This window comes from Pseudoalteromonas spongiae UST010723-006, from assembly GCF_000238255.3.
In the GTDB taxonomy this organism is placed as follows: Bacteria; Pseudomonadota; Gammaproteobacteria; order Enterobacterales; family Alteromonadaceae; genus Pseudoalteromonas; species Pseudoalteromonas spongiae.
The window spans coordinates 121,267-142,732 of sequence record NZ_CP011039.1; the positions used below are offsets into that span (position 1 = coordinate 121,267).

14 protein-coding genes and 5 tRNA genes are annotated in these 21,466 nt (G+C 43.3%); 18 read left to right on the forward strand and 1 reads right to left on the reverse strand.

Annotation, left to right across the window (positions count from 1 at the left end; translation table 11 throughout):
• Positions 1-23: 23 nt before the first annotated feature.
• The gene (locus tag PSPO_RS00585; protein WP_395387998.1) at positions 24-1,823 is read right to left on the reverse strand and encodes a M1 family metallopeptidase; all 1,800 of its coding nucleotides are present in this window, start codon (positions 1,821-1,823) and stop codon (positions 24-26) included.
• 152 nt (positions 1,824-1,975) lie between these two features.
• On the opposite strand from PSPO_RS00585, the gene murB reads away from it, so the two are divergent.
• The 18 genes from murB to rpoC all read left to right on the forward strand — a co-directional run bounded on the left by murB (position 1,976) and on the right by rpoC (position 21,328).
• Positions 1,976-2,986 (forward strand): UDP-N-acetylmuramate dehydrogenase, encoded by a 1,011-nt coding sequence (gene murB, locus PSPO_RS00590; RefSeq protein WP_010562288.1) that lies wholly within the window; start codon positions 1,976-1,978, stop codon positions 2,984-2,986.
• Positions 2,974-3,963 (forward strand): bifunctional biotin--[acetyl-CoA-carboxylase] ligase/biotin operon repressor BirA, encoded by a 990-nt coding sequence (gene birA, locus PSPO_RS00595; protein ID WP_010562289.1) that lies wholly within the window; start codon positions 2,974-2,976, stop codon positions 3,961-3,963. The genes murB and birA overlap by 13 nt, the downstream gene beginning before the upstream one ends.
• Positions 3,964-3,965: 2 nt before the next feature.
• Positions 3,966-4,646: a type III pantothenate kinase gene (locus PSPO_RS00600; RefSeq protein WP_010562290.1), complete on the forward strand. Its 681-nt coding sequence runs from the start codon at positions 3,966-3,968 to the stop codon at positions 4,644-4,646.
• A 139-nt stretch (positions 4,647-4,785) separates the two neighbouring features.
• A tRNA-Thr gene (locus PSPO_RS00605) sits at positions 4,786-4,861 on the forward strand.
• 43 nt (positions 4,862-4,904) lie between these two features.
• Positions 4,905-4,989 (forward strand) — tRNA-Tyr (locus tag PSPO_RS00610).
• A gap of 43 nt (positions 4,990-5,032) precedes the next feature.
• Positions 5,033-5,107 (forward strand) — tRNA-Gly (locus PSPO_RS00615).
• 11 nt (positions 5,108-5,118) lie between these two features.
• A tRNA-Thr gene (locus PSPO_RS00620) sits at positions 5,119-5,194 on the forward strand.
• A gap of 138 nt (positions 5,195-5,332) precedes the next feature.
• The gene (tuf, locus tag PSPO_RS00625; protein ID WP_010562291.1) at positions 5,333-6,517 is read left to right on the forward strand and encodes an elongation factor Tu; all 1,185 of its coding nucleotides are present in this window, start codon (positions 5,333-5,335) and stop codon (positions 6,515-6,517) included.
• Positions 6,518-6,778: 261 nt separating this feature from the next.
• Positions 6,779-8,860 (forward strand): elongation factor G, encoded by a 2,082-nt coding sequence (fusA, locus tag PSPO_RS00630; RefSeq protein ID WP_010562292.1) that lies wholly within the window; start codon positions 6,779-6,781, stop codon positions 8,858-8,860.
• A gap of 166 nt (positions 8,861-9,026) precedes the next feature.
• Positions 9,027-9,103: transfer RNA gene (locus tag PSPO_RS00635), tRNA-Trp, on the forward strand.
• 128 nt (positions 9,104-9,231) lie between these two features.
• Positions 9,232-9,609 (forward strand): preprotein translocase subunit SecE, encoded by a 378-nt coding sequence (gene secE / locus PSPO_RS00640; protein WP_010562293.1) that lies wholly within the window; start codon positions 9,232-9,234, stop codon positions 9,607-9,609.
• 4 nt (positions 9,610-9,613) lie between these two features.
• The gene (gene nusG, locus PSPO_RS00645; protein ID WP_010562294.1) at positions 9,614-10,171 is read left to right on the forward strand and encodes a transcription termination/antitermination protein NusG; all 558 of its coding nucleotides are present in this window, start codon (positions 9,614-9,616) and stop codon (positions 10,169-10,171) included.
• A gap of 163 nt (positions 10,172-10,334) precedes the next feature.
• The gene (rplK, locus tag PSPO_RS00650) at positions 10,335-10,763 is read left to right on the forward strand and encodes a 50S ribosomal protein L11 (RefSeq protein WP_010387320.1); all 429 of its coding nucleotides are present in this window, start codon (positions 10,335-10,337) and stop codon (positions 10,761-10,763) included.
• 6 nt (positions 10,764-10,769) lie between these two features.
• On the forward strand, positions 10,770-11,474 hold the full coding sequence (gene rplA / locus PSPO_RS00655) for a 50S ribosomal protein L1 (protein ID WP_010562295.1): 705 nt from the start codon (positions 10,770-10,772) through the stop codon (positions 11,472-11,474).
• A gap of 337 nt (positions 11,475-11,811) precedes the next feature.
• Positions 11,812-12,306, forward strand: coding sequence for a 50S ribosomal protein L10 (rplJ, locus tag PSPO_RS00660; protein WP_010562296.1), 495 nt, complete (start codon positions 11,812-11,814; stop codon positions 12,304-12,306).
• Positions 12,307-12,386: 80 nt separating this feature from the next.
• A complete protein-coding gene (gene rplL / locus PSPO_RS00665; RefSeq protein WP_010562297.1) occupies positions 12,387-12,749 on the forward strand; it encodes a 50S ribosomal protein L7/L12 in 363 nt (120 codons plus the stop codon).
• A 267-nt stretch (positions 12,750-13,016) separates the two neighbouring features.
• On the forward strand, positions 13,017-17,042 hold the full coding sequence (gene rpoB / locus PSPO_RS00670; protein WP_010562298.1) for a DNA-directed RNA polymerase subunit beta: 4,026 nt from the start codon (positions 13,017-13,019) through the stop codon (positions 17,040-17,042).
• 110 nt (positions 17,043-17,152) lie between these two features.
• Positions 17,153-21,328, forward strand: a complete 4,176-nt coding sequence (gene rpoC, locus PSPO_RS00675) for a DNA-directed RNA polymerase subunit beta' (protein ID WP_010562299.1) — start codon at positions 17,153-17,155, stop codon at positions 21,326-21,328.
• The last annotated feature ends 138 nt before the right edge of the window (positions 21,329-21,466 follow it).

The window sequence follows — 21,466 nt, forward strand, 5'->3', positions numbered from 1 at the left end:
GCTGCCTTTTAAAATCAAAAAACTTATTTAAATAAGTTTTCTACAGTACCCTGAGCAAGCGGGTGATAACCAGGCTTTGCTTTTTGGTAAACCGCAAGTGCCCACTCTTTTTTGCCATTGGCAATAAGCGCTTTATATAGCGGGACAATTAACTTACGACGACCAATACCAACAAGGTGCTCTTCCAGTGGGCCATAGATTGGCTGGTAACCATTACCAACAGCAAGCATGTACCAAGCAAAGCTTAATTCGTCGTTAGTTGAATGTGTTAAGTCATAGGCTTTATCTAATTGGGTCATTTTATCAATTGATAAATCGCGCGGTAGATTATTGATAAAGTGAAGCCACTCATGCACGGTCCAGTTGTTTGTTGGCAATGCTTGTACATCACCATTCTCTAGCCATACTTTTGCAGCGGCATCTACGTTGATAAAGGCATTTGATGTTGGATTTGGTGCATCAGCAGGTAAACCTGGTTGATGGATCCACTCTTTTGCTTTTTCAACCGATACAATACCAGGGTATTTGTTTAGTAGATTTTCAGCGAGATACTTCTCAAATTCAGCTGTGGTAAGCGATTTAAAAGAATATTCGTTAAAGTATGAACGCACAAACTCGTCAAAGCGGTCGCGTCCAAACTTTTCTTCAAGGTAAATCAAAAATAGCATACCTTTAATATAAGGAACCTTGCTAAATGCATCATCCGGATCGCGGCCATTTAACTTTAGGTTTAATCGCGTATCACCTTGGTCTAAGTTCGGCATTTGACCTTTTAGCGCCGCGGTATCGAGTGCCTGTTCCATCACTGCGCGGTCACGACCAAACACTTCTTCCATAATGCGGTTTTCTACGTATGAAGTGAAACCTTCATTTAGCCATAAGTCTTCCCAAGTAGCGTTTGTAACAAGGTTGCCCGACCATGAGTGAGCAAGCTCATGCGCGATTAGATTTACAAGGCTCTTATCACCAGCAACAACAGTTGGGGTAATAAATGAAAGGCGCGGATTTTCCATACCACCAAATGGGAAGCTTGGCGGCAACATTAATAAGTCGTAACGACCCCATGCATACTCACCGTAAATCGCATTGGTTTTTTCAATCATGGTTTGCGTATCATTGAACTCAGCAACCGATGCATCAAGAATTGTTGGCTCTGCAAAAATCGCAGTTTGGTGCGACATTTCTTTATATTCTAAATTACCTGCGCCAATCGCAATTAAGTAAGGAGGAATAGCTTGTGGCATGGTGAACTGGTAATCACCGTCTTTAATAAATGCGTCGGTGTTATCAGCACTCATTACCGCACGAACATCTTTTGGCGTTTGAATGCGGGCAGTATATGTCACACGCATAGCTGGAGTATCTTGTACCGGGATCCAGCTGCGCGCGTGAATGGCTTGCGATTGGCTGTACATAAATGGTTGCGTTTTAGTTGCGGTTTGCTCAGGAGTTAACCACTGTAGGCCTGACGCTTGTGGCAAGCTGTTGTAGTAAACGCGCACTTTCTCGGCTTGATTAGCAAAGTTAATAGTCAGCTTTGAGCCTCTAACGCCGTCATCTTTGGCAAGCTGCCAACTTGCTTGACGCCATTTTCCTGCGTTGTCTTTGTATAGCACTTTATCAATTTCTAAATCGCGCGTATCTAACACTAACTGGTTTGCATTCTTTTGTTGCCAATCTAACGTATGCTCAGCAAAACCTTGTAGTTGTTTATTATCAAAGTCGATTTCAAGGTCTAAATGAATGTGCGTAGAAAGAACATCGTTTAAATTACCAAATGTATGCTCGTCATATGCGGCGTGAGAGGTGCCAGATAATGTCATTGCTACTAAGCTAGCAATAGTGGTTAGCTTCATGTGCTTTTCCTAAAACGGGTTGTATACAATTGGCGTCAATAATACGCATTTCTATACGTCGAGTAAAAGAATGCGTTAATATGTGCATACTTTCATTGTCATTACCTTGAGAATTACTTTTGATTTCATTATCTCAACTCCATACTTTCGCGTTACCGGCATATGCAAAGCGCTTAATACGCATTGAAGACCCAACTGAGCTACAAACAATAGACTGGCAAGCGCCATTTATTGTACTCGGTGAGGGGAGCAATACGGTATTTGTTGATGATTACCAAGGGGTGATAATTCAAATCGCAAATAAAGGAATAGAGATTTCAGAAAGCACTGACGCGTATATCTTAAACGTTGCCGCGGGTGAAAATTGGCATCAGTTAGTCACCGAGTGCACTGAGCAGGGTGTTTATGGTTTTGAAAATTTGGCGCTTATTCCAGGCACAGTTGGTGCTGCACCAGTACAAAATATTGGTGCGTATGGTGTAGAAGTAAAAGACTTAATCACAAGTGTATCAGGCTACAACATTGAGCTGGGTGAATATCAAACATTAACCGCTGCAGAATGCCAATTTGCGTATCGTGATTCAATTTTCAAGCATGCCTTGCTAGGCAAGTTTGTGATTACATCGGTTGAATTTACGCTGACAAAAGCGTGGCAACCTCAATTAACTTATGGACCGTTGCAAGAACTTAATACGCCAAATGCGCTACAAGTAATGAAAGCAGTTATTGCAATTCGTTCAAGCAAACTACCTGATCCTGCGGTGGAGGCAAACAGTGGTAGCTTTTTTAAAAACCCTATCGTGCCAAATACATTAATCGAAAGCTTACATACGCAATATGAAAATATGCCTACTTACCCTGTTTGCACAAATACGACAAAATTAGCCGCCGGTTGGTTAATAGAAAAAGCAGGGCTAAAAGGGTTTAAGATGGGCGGTGTGCAGGTGAGTAATAAGCAGGCTTTAGTGTTGATTAATACTGGCACTGCAACGCGTGATGATCTGTTGGCGATGGTAGCGCACATTCAAAACAAGGTGTTCTCACAATTCGGTGTTGTACTTGAACATGAAGTTCGCCTTGTTGCTAAAACTGGTGAAACCAAAGTTGAGGTTGCAACATGTCGCAAATAAAAGGCACTAAGCTTGCGGTATTGCAAGCGCTGCAAGGTGGCGAGTTTATCTCTGGTCAACATCTTGGTGAGCAACTGGGCATAAGCCGTGCGGCGGTAGCAAAGCATATTAAGTCACTATGTGAGCTCGGCCTTGATATCTATAAAGTGAATAACAAAGGGTATTGTCTTAAACAAGATATCGGTTTAATTGCGAAAGCAGTGGTTGAAAACGAATATCAAAAATTATCAGGGCAGATTGGTAACTTCGAAACATTTGCAAGTATCGACTCTACGAATACCGAATTAATGCAACGTCTTGCAAGTAAGCAAGTGGTTACATCAGGAACTGTGGTTGTAGCTGAAATGCAAAATGCAGGGCGCGGCAGACGTGGCCGTGTTTGGCAATCACCATTTGGTGCGAACCTTTATTATAGCTACTACTGGTTACTGGATGATGGTTTACAAGCAGCAATGGGTGTCAGTGTTGCGGTTGGTTTAGCTGTATTTGATTGCTTACATACCCTTTATGGCTTGCAAGTTAGTTTAAAGTGGCCAAATGATATTTTAGTGAATAACCAAAAGTTAGCAGGTGTATTAGTTGAGTTAGATGGTCAACCAGAAGGGCCATGTCATTTAGTTATTGGTATTGGATTGAATATCGCGATGCCAGAAAACGCCAGTGAGCATATTGACCAAGCTTGGATTGATCTGAAACGACTTGGCATGCAAGTGGATAAAAATGTGCTAATTGCTCAGCTTACTTGTTGTTTAGAGCAACGGTTAGCTCAGTATCAACTATCAGGGTTAAGTGATATGTATCAAGAGTGGAATAATGTTAATGCGTTTGCAGAACAACTTGTCACATTAAACACGGGTCAAAAAACTTGGCAAGGAATATGTGTTGGCATTGACCAACAAGGTGGTTTAATTTTACGTCAAGACGGCAATGAAAAAACCTACTATGGCGGTGAAATTTCTGTGCGTAAGGTTATGTAACAATGAAGCTGTTAGTTGATGTAGGTAATACCGCACTTAAATTAGCGCTATACAAAAATGATGAAATTACGTTTATTCGCCAACACGAAGTTAATTGGCAGGACATTAACCAAGTGCTTATCGCCAGTGTTCGCAGTAATCAGCAACTTGATAATCTAATTAGCGATGCGAATGAGCGTGGGATTGAAGTGATTACTACAAAAGTGTCAGCCGAGCACAATGGAATTAGTTGTGCTTATCAACAGTTTCGCAATCTCGGTATTGATCGCTGGCTTGTGGTGCTTGCAGCAGCCCACCTCTATGCGGGCCAATCAGCAATTATTGTAGATGCTGGCACAGCAACGACAGTTGACGTATTAGTTGAAGGTAAAACACATCAAGGCGGCTGGATTATTCCAGGAATAGATTTGATGATGGAGTCAATCACATCGCGCGCGGAAAAAGTATTTGCCAGTGAACAGGTGTCGTTTGAAAACACGGTTGGTATTAATACTCCAGAAGCACTAAGTTATGGTTGTTTAGCAGCCAGTTTAGGTTTGGTCGCGCAAGCAAGGCGCTTATTTGGTGATAATATTCGTGTATTGTGTACAGGTGGTTATGGCAAGCTACTGTCAGATCATCTTGAAAATAGCGAATTCATTGAAGATTTGGTGTTGCGCGGGTTAGTTGCATATGCGAAATAGCGGGATAACCGCATAAAACTGCAGCGATTTGACTAAATCTTCAACGTTTGAACGATATCTTTAACTTTTTTTAAAATAAATGGTTGCATATCGTAAAACCTTGCCTTAGAATCTCGCCCCGTACTTAAGCAGTATACGTGCCGACTTAGCTCAGCTGGTAGAGCAACTGACTTGTAATCAGTAGGTCATCCGTTCGACTCGGATAGTCGGCACCATTTTACTTTCACTATATGAAAGTCTAGCTTTAAAAGAATTTGTGGAGGGGTTCCCGAGCGGCCAAAGGGATCAGACTGTAAATCTGACGGCATTGCCTTCGATGGTTCGAATCCGTCCCCCTCCACCACTTACTCTTGACGGTTAGAGGTAGTTAAGAACAGGTTCCGAAAGCGGGCATCGTATAATGGCTATTACCTCAGCCTTCCAAGCTGATGATGCGGGTTCGATTCCCGCTGCCCGCTCCAGTTTCTGGTGTGCTGATATAGCTCAGTCGGTAGAGCGCACCCTTGGTAAGGGTGAGGTCGGCAGTTCAAATCTGCCTATCAGCACCAGTATCGAGTTCAACCTTTCTTAAATATTTTCCACTTCCTTTAATTTGTCATAAACTTATTCAATTATTTGAATACGTCTGCGCTTGTTGTAGACACTTTTACATGTAATTTTAGTTATATAACTTTATAGGTTCCGTCATGGCAAAAGAAAAGTTTGAACGTTCGAAACCGCACGTAAACGTAGGTACAATCGGCCACGTTGACCACGGTAAAACAACTCTAACAGCAGCAATCACTAACGTACTTGCAAAAGTATACGGTGGTGAAGCGAAAGACTTCGCAGCAATCGATAACGCTCCAGAAGAGCGTGAGCGTGGTATCACAATCTCAACTTCACACGTTGAGTACGATACACCAACTCGTCACTACGCACACGTAGACTGTCCAGGACACGCGGATTATGTTAAAAACATGATCACAGGTGCTGCACAGATGGACGGCGCAATCCTAGTAGTAGCAGCGACTGATGGCCCAATGCCACAGACACGTGAGCACATCCTTCTTTCACGTCAGGTTGGTGTACCTTACATCATCGTATTCATGAACAAATGTGACATGGTTGACGACGAAGAACTACTAGAGCTAGTAGAGATGGAAGTTCGTGAACTTCTTTCAGAGTACGATTTCCCAGGTGACGACCTACCACTAATCCAAGGTTCAGCTCTTAAAGCACTAGAAGGCGAGAAAGAGTGGGAAGACAAGATTGTTGAGCTTGCAGAAGCACTAGACACTTACATCCCAGAGCCAGAGCGTGACATCGATAAGCCATTCATCATGCCTATCGAAGACGTATTCTCAATCCAGGGTCGTGGTACAGTAGTAACAGGCCGTGTTGAAGCTGGTATCATCAACGTGAACGACGAAGTAGAAATCGTAGGTATCAAAGAAACTACGACTACTACTTGTACGGGTGTTGAAATGTTCCGTAAGCTTCTAGACGAAGGTCGTGCTGGTGAGAACATTGGTGCACTTCTACGTGGCACTAAGCGTGACGAAGTTGAGCGTGGTCAGGTTCTATGTAAGCCTGGTTCAATCAAGCCGCACACTAAGTTCACTTCAGAAGTATACGTACTATCTAAAGATGAAGGTGGTCGTCACACGCCATTCTTCAAAGGCTACCGTCCACAGTTCTACTTCCGTACAACTGACGTAACAGGTGATATCCAATTACCAGATGGCGTAGAAATGGTAATGCCAGGCGACAACATCAAGATGACTGTTGAGCTAATCGTTCCAATCGCGATGGACGAAGGTCTACGTTTCGCGATCCGTGAAGGTGGCCGTACAGTAGGTGCTGGTGTTGTAGCAACTATCGAAGACTAATTCTTGATAGTTAATGCATAAGCATTGAAAAACCCGCGTAAATTGTTACGCGGGTTTTTTTCATTTTTAACATTCGCAGTGGTGTTGTGCTTTTTTTGAACGTTGATTGTTCAAGCTGTAAACAGCTAAATGTGAAATTCAAAGCTTAAATAAGCTAAAAAATGTACATTTTATTGCTGTAAATAAGCCACTATTAGATGATGTTGTCATCAACTAGTGTTATACTCCGCGCGAAAAATTTTAATTAATTAGAGTAAAGAAATGGCTGATTTATCTAAGTACAGAAATATCGGTATTTTTGCCCACGTAGATGCGGGTAAAACGACTACAACAGAACGTATCCTTAAGTTAACTGGTAAAATCCACAAAACTGGTGAGGTTCACGATGGTGAATCAACAACTGACTTCATGGAACAGGAAGCTGAGCGTGGTATTACAATCCAGTCAGCAGCTGTAACGTGTGAGTGGAAAGGTCACCGTTTAAACGTTATCGATACTCCTGGACACGTTGACTTCACAGTTGAAGTATATCGTTCACTTAAAGTTCTTGACGGTGGTATCGGTGTATTCTGTGGTTCTGGTGGTGTTGAGCCTCAGTCAGAAACTAACTGGCGTTACGCTAACGAATCAGAAGTTGCTCGTTGTATCTTCGTAAACAAACTAGACCGTATGGGTGCTGACTTCTACCGCGTTGTAGGTCAAGTTGAGAAAGTACTTGGTGCAAACCCACTAGTTATGACACTACCAATTGGTATCGAAGACGAATTCTGTGGTGTTGTAGACGTCCTAGAGAAAAAAGCATACGTTTGGGATGAGACTGGTCTTCCTGAAAACTATGAAGTACAAGACGTTCCAGCTGACATGGTAGACAAAGTTGAAGAATACCATGAGATGCTAATCGAGTCTGCTGTTGAGCAAGACGACGACCTAATGGAAGCGTACATGGAAGGTGAAATCCCTTCACTAGAGCAAATCAAAGCGTGTATCCGTAAAGGTACTCGTGATCTAGCATTCTTCCCAACTTACTGTGGTTCTGCGTTCAAGAACAAAGGTATGCAGTTAGTACTAGATGCTGTTGTAGATTACCTACCATCACCAACTGAAGTTGATCCTCAGCCGTTAACTGATAAAGAAACTGGTGAGCCAACTGGTGAAGTTGCAACTGTTTCTGCAGACGAGCCACTAAAAGCGTTAGCGTTCAAAATCATGGACGACCGTTTCGGTGCACTTACGTTCATCCGTATCTACTCAGGTCGCATGAAGAAAGGTGATACAGTTCTTAACTCAGCAACTGGTAAAACAGAGCGTATCGGCCGTATGGTTGAGATGCAGGCTGACGACCGTAACGAAATCACTGAAGCGCAAGCGGGTGACATCATTGCTGTTGTAGGTATGAAGAACGTTCAAACAGGTCACACTCTATGTGATCCTAAGCACGAATGTACTCTTGAAGCGATGATCTTCCCTGATCCGGTAATCTCAATCGCTGTTGCACCTAAAGATAAAGGTGGTAACGAGAAGATGGGTATCGCTATCGGTAAGATGGTTGCAGAAGATCCGTCATTCCAGGTTGAAACTGACGAAGATTCAGGTGAAACAATCCTTAAAGGTATGGGTGAATTACACCTAGACATCAAGGTTGATATCCTTAAGCGTACTTACGGTGTAGACCTAGTTGTTGGTCAGCCTCAGGTTGCTTACCGTGAAACTATCACGCAAGAAATCGAAGACAGCTACACACACAAGAAGCAATCAGGTGGTTCTGGTCAGTTCGGTAAGATCGATTACCGTATCAAGCCAGGCGAGCAAAATTCAGGCTTCACTTTCTCTTCATCAGTAGTTGGTGGTAACGTTCCTAAGGAATTCTGGCCAGCAGTTGAGAAAGGCTTCGCATCTATGATGGAAGAAGGTGTTCTTGCAGGCTTCCCAGTACTAGACGTTGAAGTTGAACTATTCGACGGTGCTTTCCACGCAGTTGACTCATCAGCAATCGCGTTCGAAATCGCTGCGAAAGGCGCATTCCGTCAGTCTATTCCAAAAGCAGGTCCTCAGCTTCTTGAGCCAATCATGAAAGTTGACGTGTTCACACCAGAAGACAACGTAGGTGACGTAATTGGTGACCTTAACCGTCGTCGTGGTATGATCAAAGACCAAGAAGCTGGCGCAATGGGCGTTCGCATCAAGGGTGAAGTACCGCTTTCAGAAATGTTCGGTTACATCGGTCACCTTCGTACAATTACTTCAGGTCGTGGTCAGTTCTCTATGGAGTTCTCACACTACGCTGCATGTCCAGCAAACGTAGCTGAGACAGTAATTGCTGAACAAAAAGAAAAGAATAAGTAATTAAACTTTTCTAAGTTCTGAAAAAACCCAGCATTTGCTGGGTTTTTTATTGCCACAAATAAAAAATTGCCGATCTTGAAAATCGCAAAGTTAAGATAATTGCTTAGTGGGCATCTTTTACCCTTGTTTTAAAAGAATTGGTCAGTATAATGGGCATCCACTTTGCAGGGGCGTAGTTCCAATTGGTAGAACAGCGGTCTCCAAAACCGACGGTTACGGGTTCGAGTCCTGTCGCCCCTGCCACTTTAATTCGAAGTCTAAACCTGATAGTTTATTTTCTTGTTACTAAGTAGATTATAAAGTTTGGATTTTAAGGATTAACCTCGTCTAAGCACCGGGGTTGTTGTGTCTGGTATTAAGGTAAATTAATTATGAGCGCAAATGTAGAAGCTCCATCAAGCTCAATGGATGCATTAAAATGGATTGTAGCAATTGCACTGCTAGCAGGCGCAGTTGTAGGCAATTACATGTTTGAAGATCAATCTGTATTATTACGTGCAGTTGGTGTAGTAGTAGCGATTGCCGCTGGTTTGGGCGTTGCCTCGTTAACGGGTAAAGGACGTGAGTTTATTGCGTTTGCCAAAGAAGCGAAGCTAGAAGTACGTAAAGTGGTGTGGCCAACACGCCAAGAGACGGTTCAAACAACGTTTATCGTAATGATTGCAACAGTAGTAATGGCGCTTATCCTTTGGGGTCTAGACGGTGCATTATTTAGAATTGTTGGCTTTTTAACTGGATTGGAGATCTGATCCCATGGCGGATGAGAACAAAGAAAAGAAACTACGTTGGTACGTAGTACAAGCATTTTCTGGTTTTGAGAAACGCGTAGCTCAAACAATTATTGAGCATATTAAAATCCAAGGCCTAGAAGACAGCTTCGGTGAGGTATTAGTACCGACTGAAGAAGTTGTAGAAATGAAATCAGGCCAAAAACGTCGTTCAGAGCGTAAGTTCTTCCCAGGCTATGTACTGGTAGAAATGGATATGAACGATGCGAGCTGGCACTTAGTAAATAGCACGCCACGTGTAATGGGTTTCATTGGCGGTACATCTGACCGTCCTGCGCCTATCAGCAAAAAAGAAGCTGATCGTATTCTTAACCGTCTGCAAGAAAATGCAGATGCACCTAAGCCGGCTACATTGTTTGAGCCAGGTGAAGTGGTACGTGTTATTGATGGTCCATTTGCTGACTTTAACGGTGTTGTTGAAGAAGTTGATTACGACCGCAGCCGCGTAAAAGTGTCTGTACTTATTTTTGGTCGTTCTACACCAGTAGAATTAGAATTTGGTCAGGTTGAAGCTGACAAATAATTCTTAAATGATCATATTGAAAAAGGCCGCTGGTTAATCTATAATCAGCGGCCTTTTGTTATCTGATGATAGCAAAAGCTAAGAATTTTTTAATTTTGGGAAGCCGCTTGAGTACGTGTCCTCGCACGCACAAGGCTAAGACCCATTAAATGAGGTTATTAAAATGGCAAAGAAAGTTGAAGCTCTAATCAAGCTACAAGTTGCTGCTGGTATGGCTAACCCTAGTCCTCCAGTAGGTCCTGCACTAGGTCAACATGGTGTTAACATCATGGAATTCTGTAAAGCGTTCAACGCACGTACAGAGTCTATCGAGAAAGGTGCACCGGTTCCTGTAATCATTTCTGTTTACAACGACCGTTCATTCACTTTTGATATGAAAACTCCACCTGCATCTTACCTTCTTAAGAAGGCTGCAGGTATCAAGTCTGGTTCTGGCCGTCCTAACACTGAGAAAGTTGGTACTGTAACACGTGCACAACTAGAAGAGATCGTTGAGACTAAACGTCCTGACCTTACTGCTGCTGATATGGACGCAGCTGTACGCACGATTGCAGGTTCTGCACGTGCAATGGGCTTGAATGTAGAAGGGTAATTGAGAATGGCTAAATTAACTAAGCGTATGCGCGTAATCCGCGAAAAAGTTGACGTAACTAAAGAGTACGAAATCAACGAAGCTGTTGCTCTTCTTAAAGAACTAGCTACTGCTAAATTCACTGAAAGTGTTGACGTTGCTGTAAACCTTGGCATCGACGCTCGTAAATCAGACCAAAATGTACGTGGTGCAACTGTACTACCACACGGTACTGGTCGTGAAGTACGCGTTGCTGTATTCACTCAAGGTGCAAACGCAGATGCTGCTAAAGAAGCTGGTGCTGATTTAGTAGGTATGGACGACCTTGCTGAGCAGGTTAAGAAAGGCGAAATGAACTTTGACGTTGTTGTTGCTTCTCCAGATGCAATGCGCGTTGTTGGTCAACTAGGTCAAATCCTAGGTCCACGTGGTCTTATGCCTAACCCTAAAACTGGTACTGTAACGCCTAACGTTGCAGAAGCAGTTAAAAACGCTAAAGCTGGTCAGGTTCGTTACCGCAACGACAAGAACGGTATTATCCACACTACTATCGGTAAAGTAGATTTTGATGCAAACCAACTTCAAGAAAACCTTGAAGCGTTAATCATCGCTCTTAAGAAGGCTAAGCCTTCTCAAGCGAAAGGTACTTTCCTTAAGAAAGTAAGCATCTCTACTACTATGGGTGCTGGTGTTGCTGTAGACCAAGCTACTCTAAATACTCAAGTAGTATAATTTAGAGAATAGCGTTTACATGGCGCAAAAATTAGACTATAATTTTGCGCCATTTTGTTGAGTTATGAAGTTTTCTTTAATTCAACAATAAAACCAAATTCGGGTTGGAGTCTATAATTTCGCGCTTGTTTCAAGCAAAAGCGATAAATTAGGCTTTCGTCCAAGACCGTAGGTGCAAACCATTAGGTGTGCTTAATCTCCTACGTAGACGGTGTGAATCCCCAGCAAGATTTTTCCTAATCTTCTGGCTCTCGCCGTAAAAAGCACTTTTAATCTTAATTTTGATTAAAAGATGAGTAAACAGGGGCTTGTCCCCATAGAACCAGGAGTAACACCCATGGCGTTAAATCTTCAAGACAAAAAAGCAATTGTTGCTGAAGTTAACGAAGCTGCCAAAGGTGCTCTTTCTGCAGTTGTTGCAGATTCTCGTGGTGTAACTGTAGATGCTATCACTGCCCTTCGTAAAGAAGCTCGTGAAGCAGGCGTTTGGATGAAGGTTGTTCGTAACACTTTAGCTAAACGTGCTGTTGAAGGTACTGATTATGAGTGTCTAAATGAGTCGCTAGTTGGTCCTAGCTTAATCGCTTTCTCTTCTGAGCACCCAGGTGCTGCAGCGCGTATCTTTAAAGATTTCGCGAAGAAGAATGAAAACTTTGAAGTTAAAACGGCCGCTTTTGAAGGTAACGTTGTAGACGCAGATATGCTTGCTACATTACCAACATACGACGAAGCAGTTGCACGCTTAATGAGCGCTATGAAAGAAGCGTCTGCTGGTAAATTGTGTAAAACAATTGAAGCAGTACGTGTACAGAAAGCTGAGCAAGCTGCTTAATTTTAAGCTGTTTTTTGTTCTTTTTCGGTGTAAAGTATTTTTTGAACCCTTAATGGTTCGTAATTATTAGGAAATTTGAAATGTCTGTATCTAAAGACCAAATCCTTGACGCTATTGCTGAAATGTCAGTAATGGAAGTTGTTGAACTAGTTGAAGCTATGGAAGAGAAGTTCGGCGTAACTGCAGCTGCTGCTGTTGTTGCTGCTGGTCCTGCTGAAGCTGCTGAAGAAAAGACTGAGTTCGACGTAATCTTAGCTGCTGCTGGCGGTAACAAAGTTGCTGCAATCAAAGCTGTACGTGGCGCAACTGGTCTTGGCCTTAAAGAAGCTAAGGCGCTTGTTGAGTCTGCTCCTGCACCAATCAAAGAAGGTGTATCTAAGGAAGAAGCTGAAGCACTTAAGAAAGATCTTGAAGAAGCTGGTGCTGAAGTTGAGATCAAGTAATCTAGCTTATGCTAGATTAGCTGCCTGACCAAAAATCAGGCAAGGGCTGGTGAATTTTTATTCACCGGCCTTTTTGCGCTGTAGAGCTCCGGCTTTGCAATCGCACAATAATTAGCTAAGTTGTTTAATTATTAGTTTTGCAACCAACTGATTTTTAATGTTTTTAGCTAATTAAAAAATTGGTGTTGCAGTATTGGCCACAGTGCCAAGTTAGTCTGTTCATTATTATGAGCAGTTGGGTCAAAAGTCAGCAAGCTGAGGAACCCCATGGCTTACTCTTATTCTGAAAAGAAACGTATCCGTAAGGATTTTGGTAAACGTCCACAAGTGTTGGATGTGCCGTTTCTACTGTCTACGCAGTTAGAATCCTTTAAAAAATTCTTAAGTCCGGACGCAGAAGGCAATCACGGCCTTGAAGCAGCATTCCGTTCTGTTTTCCCGATCAAAAGTTACTCGGGAAATTCTGAGCTACAATACGTAAGTTATCGTATTGGTGAGCCAGTATTTGATGTTAAAGAGTGTCAAATCCGCGGTGTGACTTATTCTGCACCATTACGCGTTAAGCTACGCTTAGTGCTAATGGACAAGGAAGCACCAGGCACAGTTAAAGACATTAAAGAGCAAGAAGTATACATGGGCGAAATTCCGCTCATGACCGATACAGGTACTTTTGTGATCAATGGTACTGAGCGTGTAATCGTTTCTCAGCTACATCGTTCACCAGGTGTATTCTTCGATAATGACCGTGGTAAAACGCACTCATCGGGTAAAGTTTTATATAATGCACGTGTTATTCCTTACCGTGGTTCTTGGTTAGATTTCGAATTCGATCCAAAAGATAACCTATTCGTACGTATCGACCGTCGTCGTAAACTGCCAGCGTCTATTATTTTACGCGCACTAGAATATTCAACTGAAGAAATTCTAGATATGTTCTTCGAAACTACAACGTTCGAAGTAGCAGACGGTAAAGTATTAATGGAACTTGTTCCATCACGTTTACGTGGTGAGACTGCGATCTTTGATATTAAAGATCCTTCTGGTGATGTGATTGTTGAATCAGGCCGTCGTATTACGGCGCGTCACATCAAACAACTAGAAAAGAACAACGTTACTCAGCTAGAAGTTCCGCACGAGTACATCATTGATCGTGTTGTAGCGAAAAACTACATCAACGAAGACACAGGTGAAATTGTAGCTGAAGCAAATGCTGAGCTGTCACTTGAGTTAATGGCTGAACTTGTTAAAGCTGGCTTTAACAAGATTGAAACACTGTATATCAACGAAGTTGATAGCGGTGCATACATGTCAGAAACTGTACGTGTTGACCCAACAAATGATCGTTTAGAAGCGCTTGTTGAAATCTACCGCATGATGCGTCCTGGTGAGCCACCAACGCGTGATGCAGCAGAAGCACTATTCGATAACTTATTCTTCTCTGAAGAGCGTTACGACCTATCACAAGTTGGTCGTATGAAATTCAACAGCCGTGTTGGCCACGAAGAAGGTTACGGTGCAGGTACACTAAGTAAAGAAGATATCGTTGCAGTTATGAAGGTTCTAATCGACATTCGTAACGGTAAAGGTGAGGTTGATGATATCGACCACTTAGGTAACCGTCGTATTCGTTCTGTGGGTGAAATGGCAGAAAACCAATTCCGTGTTGGTTTAGTACGTGTTGAGCGTGCAGTACGTGAGCGTTTAAGCTTAGGTGATCTTGATGCAGTAATGCCACAAGACCTAATCAATGCTAAGCCTATTTCTGCAGCGGTTAAAGAATTCTTCGGTTCATCGCAGTTATCTCAGTTTATGGACCAAAACAACCCGCTTTCAGAAGTAACGCACAAGCGTCGTATCTCTGCATTAGGTCCAGGTGGTCTAACGCGTGAGCGCGCAGGCTTCGAAGTACGTGACGTTCACGTAACTCACTACGGTCGTGTATGTCCAATCGAAACGCCTGAAGGTCCGAACATCGGTCTGATCAACTCGCTTTCAACATACGCACGTACTAACGACTATGGTTTCCTAGAAACGCCATACCGTAAAGTAATTGACGGCGTTGTAACTGACGAAGTTGATTACCTATCTGCAATCGAAGAAGGTCAGTTTGTAATTGCACAGGCAAACGCAAACTTAACAGAAGAAAACCGTTTTGTTGATGAGCAAATTCCATGTCGTCACAAAGGTGAATCAACCTTTATGCCTAGCGACAGCATCCAATATATGGATGTATCGCCACAACAGGTTATCTCAGTTGCAGCAGCACTTATCCCATTCCTAGAGCACGATGATGCGAACCGTGCACTAATGGGATCGAACATGCAACGTCAAGCAGTACCAACATTACGTGCAGATAAGCCGTTAGTAGGTACAGGTATCGAGCGTACACTTGCGAAAGATTCAGGTGTAACAATCGTTGCTAAGCGTGGTGGTGTAGTTGATTACGCTGATGCGAGCCGTATCGTTGTAAACGTAAATGAAGATGAGCGCGTTCCAGGTGAAGCGGGTATCGACATTTATAACCTAACTAAGTACACACGTTCTAACCAGAACACCTGTATCAACCAAAAACCAACGTGTATGGTTGGTGAGCCGGTTGTTCGTGGCGACGTACTTGCTGATGGTCCTTCGACAGACTTAGGTGACTTAGCACTAGGTCAAAACCTTCGCGTGGCATTCATGCCATGGAATGGTTATAACTTCGAGGATTCAATCTTACTATCAGAGCGCGTAGTTCAAGAAGATCGTCTAACCACGATTCATATTCAAGAACTTCAGTGTATCGCGCGTGATACCAAGTTAGGTCCAGAAGAAATTACAGCTGATATTCCTAACGTAGGTGAATCTGCACTTGGCAAACTTGATGAATCGGGTGTTGTATACATCGGTGCTGAAGTTAAAGGCGGTGACATCTTAGTTGGTAAAGTTACACCTAAAGGTGAAACGCAGCTAACTCCTGAAGAAAAGCTACTACGTGCTATCTTCGGTGAAAAAGCGTCTGACGTTAAAGACAGCTCATTACGTGTACCAAACTCAGTATCTGGTACAGTAATCGACGTTCAAGTATTTACTCGCGATGGTGTTGAAAAAGACAAGCGCGCACTTGAAATCGAAGAGATGCAAGTTCGTGAAGCGAAGAAAGACTTCAACGAAGAATTTAAGATCCTTGAAGAAGGTGTCTTAAGCCGTGCTCGCAAGCTACTTATTGCTGCTGGTATGGATGAAGCATCACTTGCAGGTCTTGCTGCAGACAAGCTACTAACGCAAAGCCTAGCTGATGAAGCACAACAAGGCGAGTTAGAGCAACTAGCTGAACAGTATGATGAATTAAAAGCTGATTACGACAAGCGCTTCGAAACTAAGCGTCGTAAGATCACACAAGGTGACGATTTAGCACCAGGTGTTCTTAAGATTGTTAAAGTTTACCTAGCTGTTAAACGTCGTATTCAACCGGGTGATAAGATGGCTGGTCGTCACGGTAACAAAGGTGTTATCTCGACAATCGTACCAGTAGAAGATATGCCTTACGATGACCGTGGTCGTACCGTAGACATCGTTCTTAACCCGCTAGGTGTACCATCACGTATGAACATCGGTCAGATCTTAGAAACACACATGGGTCTGGCTGCTCGTGGTATTGGTGAGCGCCTAGAAGACATGATGAAAGAACAGCGTGAACTTCACGAATTACGTGAATTCATTGCTAAAGCTTACGCATTAGGTGACTGTCGTCAGAAAGTTGATATTGCAAGCTTCTCTGATGATGAAATCCGTCGCTTAGCTGAAAACCTAAAAGGCGGTTTACCAATCGCAACTCCAGCGTTTGACGGTGCAAAAGAAAGTGAAATCAAAGAACTACTTGAGCTAGGTGGATACCCTTCAAGTGGTCAGGTAACACTTTATGACGGTCGTACTGGTGATGAGTTTGAGCGTAAAGTAACTGTAGGTTACATGTACATGCTGAAACTAAACCACTTAGTAGATGACAAGATGCACGCTCGTTCGACTGGTTCTTACAGCCTAGTAACTCAGCAGCCACTTGGTGGTAAAGCTCAGTTCGGTGGTCAGCGTTTCGGTGAGATGGAGGTATGGGCACTAGAAGCATACGGTGCTGCTTACACGCTACAAGAAATGCTTACTGTTAAGTCGGATGACGTTAACGGTCGTACTAAGATGTATAAGAACATCGTAGACGGAAACCACAAGATGGAACCTGGTATGCCAGAATCGTTCAACGTATTGTTGAAAGAGATCCGCTCACTAGGTATCAACATCGAGCTGGAAGAAGAATAAGCCGATTCGGCGCTTCTCTATAATAAATAGATAAGCGCCTTTCGCGAACGAATAGCTGGGGTGGCTAAAATGAACCGCCCCCAAGATTAACCTCCTTTAGGAGAGCTAAGGTGAAAGACTTACTTAAGTTTCTGAAGCAACAAAACAAGACCGAAGAGTTTGATGCGATCCGCATCGGTCTAGCTTCGCCAGATATGGTACGTTCATGGTCATTCGGTGAAGTAAAGAAACCTGAGACAATCAACTACCGTACTTTCAAGCCTGAGCGCGACGGCTTATTCTGTGCTCGTATTTTCGGCCCAGTAAAAGACTATGAGTGTTTATGTGGTAAATATAAGCGCTTAAAGCACCGTGGTGTTATTTGTGAAAAGTGTGGCGTAGAAGTTACATTAACTAAGGTTCGTCGTGACCGTATGGGTCACATCGAGCTAGCTAGCCCTGTAGCGCACATTTGGTTCCTTAAATCATTACCGTCTCGTATCGGCCTAATGTTAGACATGACATTACGTGATATCGAACGTGTACTTTACTTCGAATCATTCGTAGTAACTGAACCGGGTATGACAACGCTTGAGCGTGGTCAGCTATTAGGTGAAGAAGAATACCTAGATGCATTAGAAGAACACGGTGACGAGTTCGAAGCTAAGATGGGTGCAGAAGCTGTACTTGATCTACTTCGTGACCTAGACCTTGGTCAGCTAATTGCAGAAATGCGCGAAGAGTTACCAACAATTAACTCTGAAACTAAGCGTAAGAAGATCACTAAGCGTCTTAAGCTGATGGAATCATTCCACCAATCAGGTAACAACCCTGAGTGGATGATCATGACTGTATTACCAGTTCTTCCACCAGATCTTCGTCCACTAGTACCACTAGATGGCGGTCGTTTTGCTACATCTGATCTGAACGATTTATACCGTCGTGTAATCAACCGTAACAACCGTCTGAAGCGTCTTTTAGACTTAGCTGCACCAGACATTATCGTACGCAACGAAAAGCGTATGTTACAAGAAGCGGTAGATGCACTGCTTGATAACGGTCGTCGCGGTCGTGCGATCACAGGTTCTAACAAGCGTCCACTTAAGTCGCTTGCAGACATGATCAAAGGTAAGCAAGGTCGTTTCCGTCAAAACCTTCTTGGTAAGCGTGTTGACTACTCAGGTCGTTCTGTAATCACTGTAGGTCCTACACTGAAACTACACCAGTGTGGTCTTCCTAAGAAAATGGCACTCGAGCTATTCAAGCCATTTATCTACGGTAAATTAGAGCGCCGCGGTATGGCGACTACTATCAAAGCTGCGAAGAAGATGGTAGAGCGAGAAGTACCGGAAGTTTGGGATATCCTAGATGAAGTAATTCGTGAGCACCCGGTTCTACTTAACCGTGCACCAACACTTCACCGTCTTGGTATCCAGGCGTTTGAACCAGTATTAATCGAAGGTAAAGCGATTCACCTACACCCATTAGTGTGTGCGGCATATAACGCTGACTTCGATGGTGACCAAATGGCGGTACACGTACCGTTAACATTAGAAGCACAGCTAGAAGCACGTGCGCTAATGATGTCAACCAACAACATTCTTTCACCAGCGAACGGTGAGCCAATCATCGTACCTTCACAGGACGTTGTATTAGGTCTTTACTACATGACACGCGATCGCATTAATGCGAACGGTGAAGGTTTAGTATTCAAAGACGCGAAAGAAGCTGAGAAAGCATACCGCACAGGTGTTGCTGACTTACACGCACGCGTTAAAGTTCGTTTAACTGAAACGGTTATCAGTGAAGAAGGCGACAAGAGCGAAATTACACACCTAGTTGAAACAACAGTAGGTCGTGCAATTTTCTCACTAATTATGCCTGAAGGCTTACCATTTGAACTTGTTAACAAGGCAATGGGTAAGAAGCAGATTTCAGGTCTTCTTAACGAGTGTTACCGTCGTCTAGGTCTAAAAGACACAGTAGTGTTTGCTGACCAAGTAATGTACACAGGTTTCCACTACGCGATGAAGTCGGGTGTTTCTATCGGTATTAACGATATGGAAATCCCACCAGTTAAAGCTGAAATCATCGACGCAGCTGAAGCAGAAGTTAACGAAATCAACCAACAGTTCCAGTCTGGTCTTGTAACTGCGGGTGAAAAGTACAACAAAGTTATCGATATCTGGTCACGTGTAAATGAAAACTTATCACGTGAAATGATGGCAAACTTATCAAAAGATACTGTAATCAACGCTGAAGGTGTTGAGGAAGAGCAAGACTCATTCAACTCAGTATTTATGATGGCCGACTCAGGTGCACGTGGTAGCGCCGCTCAGATCCGTCAGTTAGCGGGTATGCGTGGTCTAATGGCACGTCCAGATGGTTCAATCATCGAAACACCAATCACGGCGAACTTCCGTGAAGGTCTAAACGTACTACAGTACTTCATCTCGACGCACGGTGCGCGTAAAGGTCTTGCCGATACAGCACTTAAGACAGCGAACTCGGGTTACCTAACGCGTCGTCTAGTAGACGTTGCACAAGACTTAGTAATCAACGAGCAAGACTGTGGTACTGAAGATGGTCTAACAATGAAGCCACTAATTGAAGGTGGTGACGTTGTTGAGCCGCTACGCGAGCGTGTATTAGGTCGTGTAGTTGCTGAAGACGTATTAAAGCCAGGTACTGAAGAAGTACTTGTTGAGCGTAACGTAATGCTTGACGAAAAACTGTGTGACCTTCTAGAAGAGAACTCAGTGGACGAAGTACGCGTACGTTCAGTTATCACATGTGATAACGACTTCGGTGTATGTGCTAATTGTTACGGTCGTGACCTTGCACGTGGTCACCTAATTAACCCAGGTGAATCAGTAGGTGTTATCGCAGCTCAATCAATCGGTGAGCCAGGTACACAGCTTACGATGCGTACCTTCCACATCGGTGGTGCGGCATCTCGAGCGTCTGCAGAGAACAGTGTACAAGTTAAGAACAACGGTAGCTTAAAGCTGCACAACGCTAAATACGTTCTTAACTCAGATGGTAAGATTGTAATCACATCTCGTTCAACTGAAATCACAGTTATCGATGAGCACGGTCGTGAGAAAGAGCGTTATAAAGTACCTTACGGTGCGGTTCTTTCAGTACAAGATGGTGCTGAAGTAGCTGGTAACGATATCGTTGCGACATGGGATCCGCATAGTCACCCAATCATTGTTGAACACGAATCAAAAGTTCAGTTCAGCGACATTGATGACTCAAACGTAGAATCGCAAACAGACGAACTAACTGGTCTTACGCGTATGGTTGTTAAAGACCTTGCGAAAGTTAACGCGAAAGAACCTAAGTTAATCATTGAAAATGATGAGCGCGGTCTTCAAGAAATCCGTATTCCTTCATTCACTACTATTGAAGTGACTGATGGTTCAACGGCTGCGGCTGGTGCAGTATTAGCACGTATTCCGCAAGAAGGTTCGAAGACTCGTGATATCACCGGTGGTCTACCTCGAGTTGCTGACTTATTTGAAGCGCGTAAGCCGAAAGATCCAGCAATTCTTGCAGAAATCACAGGTACTGTTAGTTTCGGTAAAGAAACTAAAGGTAAGAAACGCTTAGTTATTACACCAGAGCAAGGTGATGCATACGAAGAGATGATTCCGAAATGGCGTCAGCTTAACGTATTCGAAGGTGAATCAGTATCGAAAGGTGAAGTTATCGCCGACGGCCCAGAGTCACCACACGATATCCTTCGCCTACGTGGTGTAACTGATGTTGCTAACTACATCGTAAACGAAGTACAAGAAGTATACCGTTTACAAGGTGTAAAAATTAACGATAAGCACATCGAAACTATCATTCGTCAGATGATCCGTAAGTGCATCATCCTAGACGGTGGTGATACAGAATTCCTAGCAGGTGAACAAGTTGAAGTGGCGCGCGTAAATATCGCAAACCGTGAACTTGAAGAGCAAGGTAAGATCCCAGCTAAATATGAAATTCAGCTAATGGGTATTACTAAAGCATCACTTGCGACAGAATCATTCATTTCTGCAGCATCATTCCAGGAGACAACTCGTGTTCTTACTGATGCAGCGGTAAATGGTAAGAGCGATGAATTACGTGGTCTTAAAGAAAACGTAATTGTAGGTCGCTTGATTCCGGCGGGTACTGGTTTTGCCTACCACCAAGACCGTATCAATCGTCGCAAACAAGGTGAAAGTGTTGAAGAGCAAACAGTTAGTGTAGATGAAGCATCACAAGCACTAACTGATGCACTTAATGCTGGCATCGAAGGCGAGCAAGAATAACCTTAATCGCAACTCGCACATATAGCCTAAATTTCGGGCTATATGTGCAGTTTATGTTGACAGGTTAAACTTTGCTCATTAAAATTCCGCCACCCTTTTGCTCAGTGAAGTAAAAGGTCGGATTTTTTTCAGTAGTTT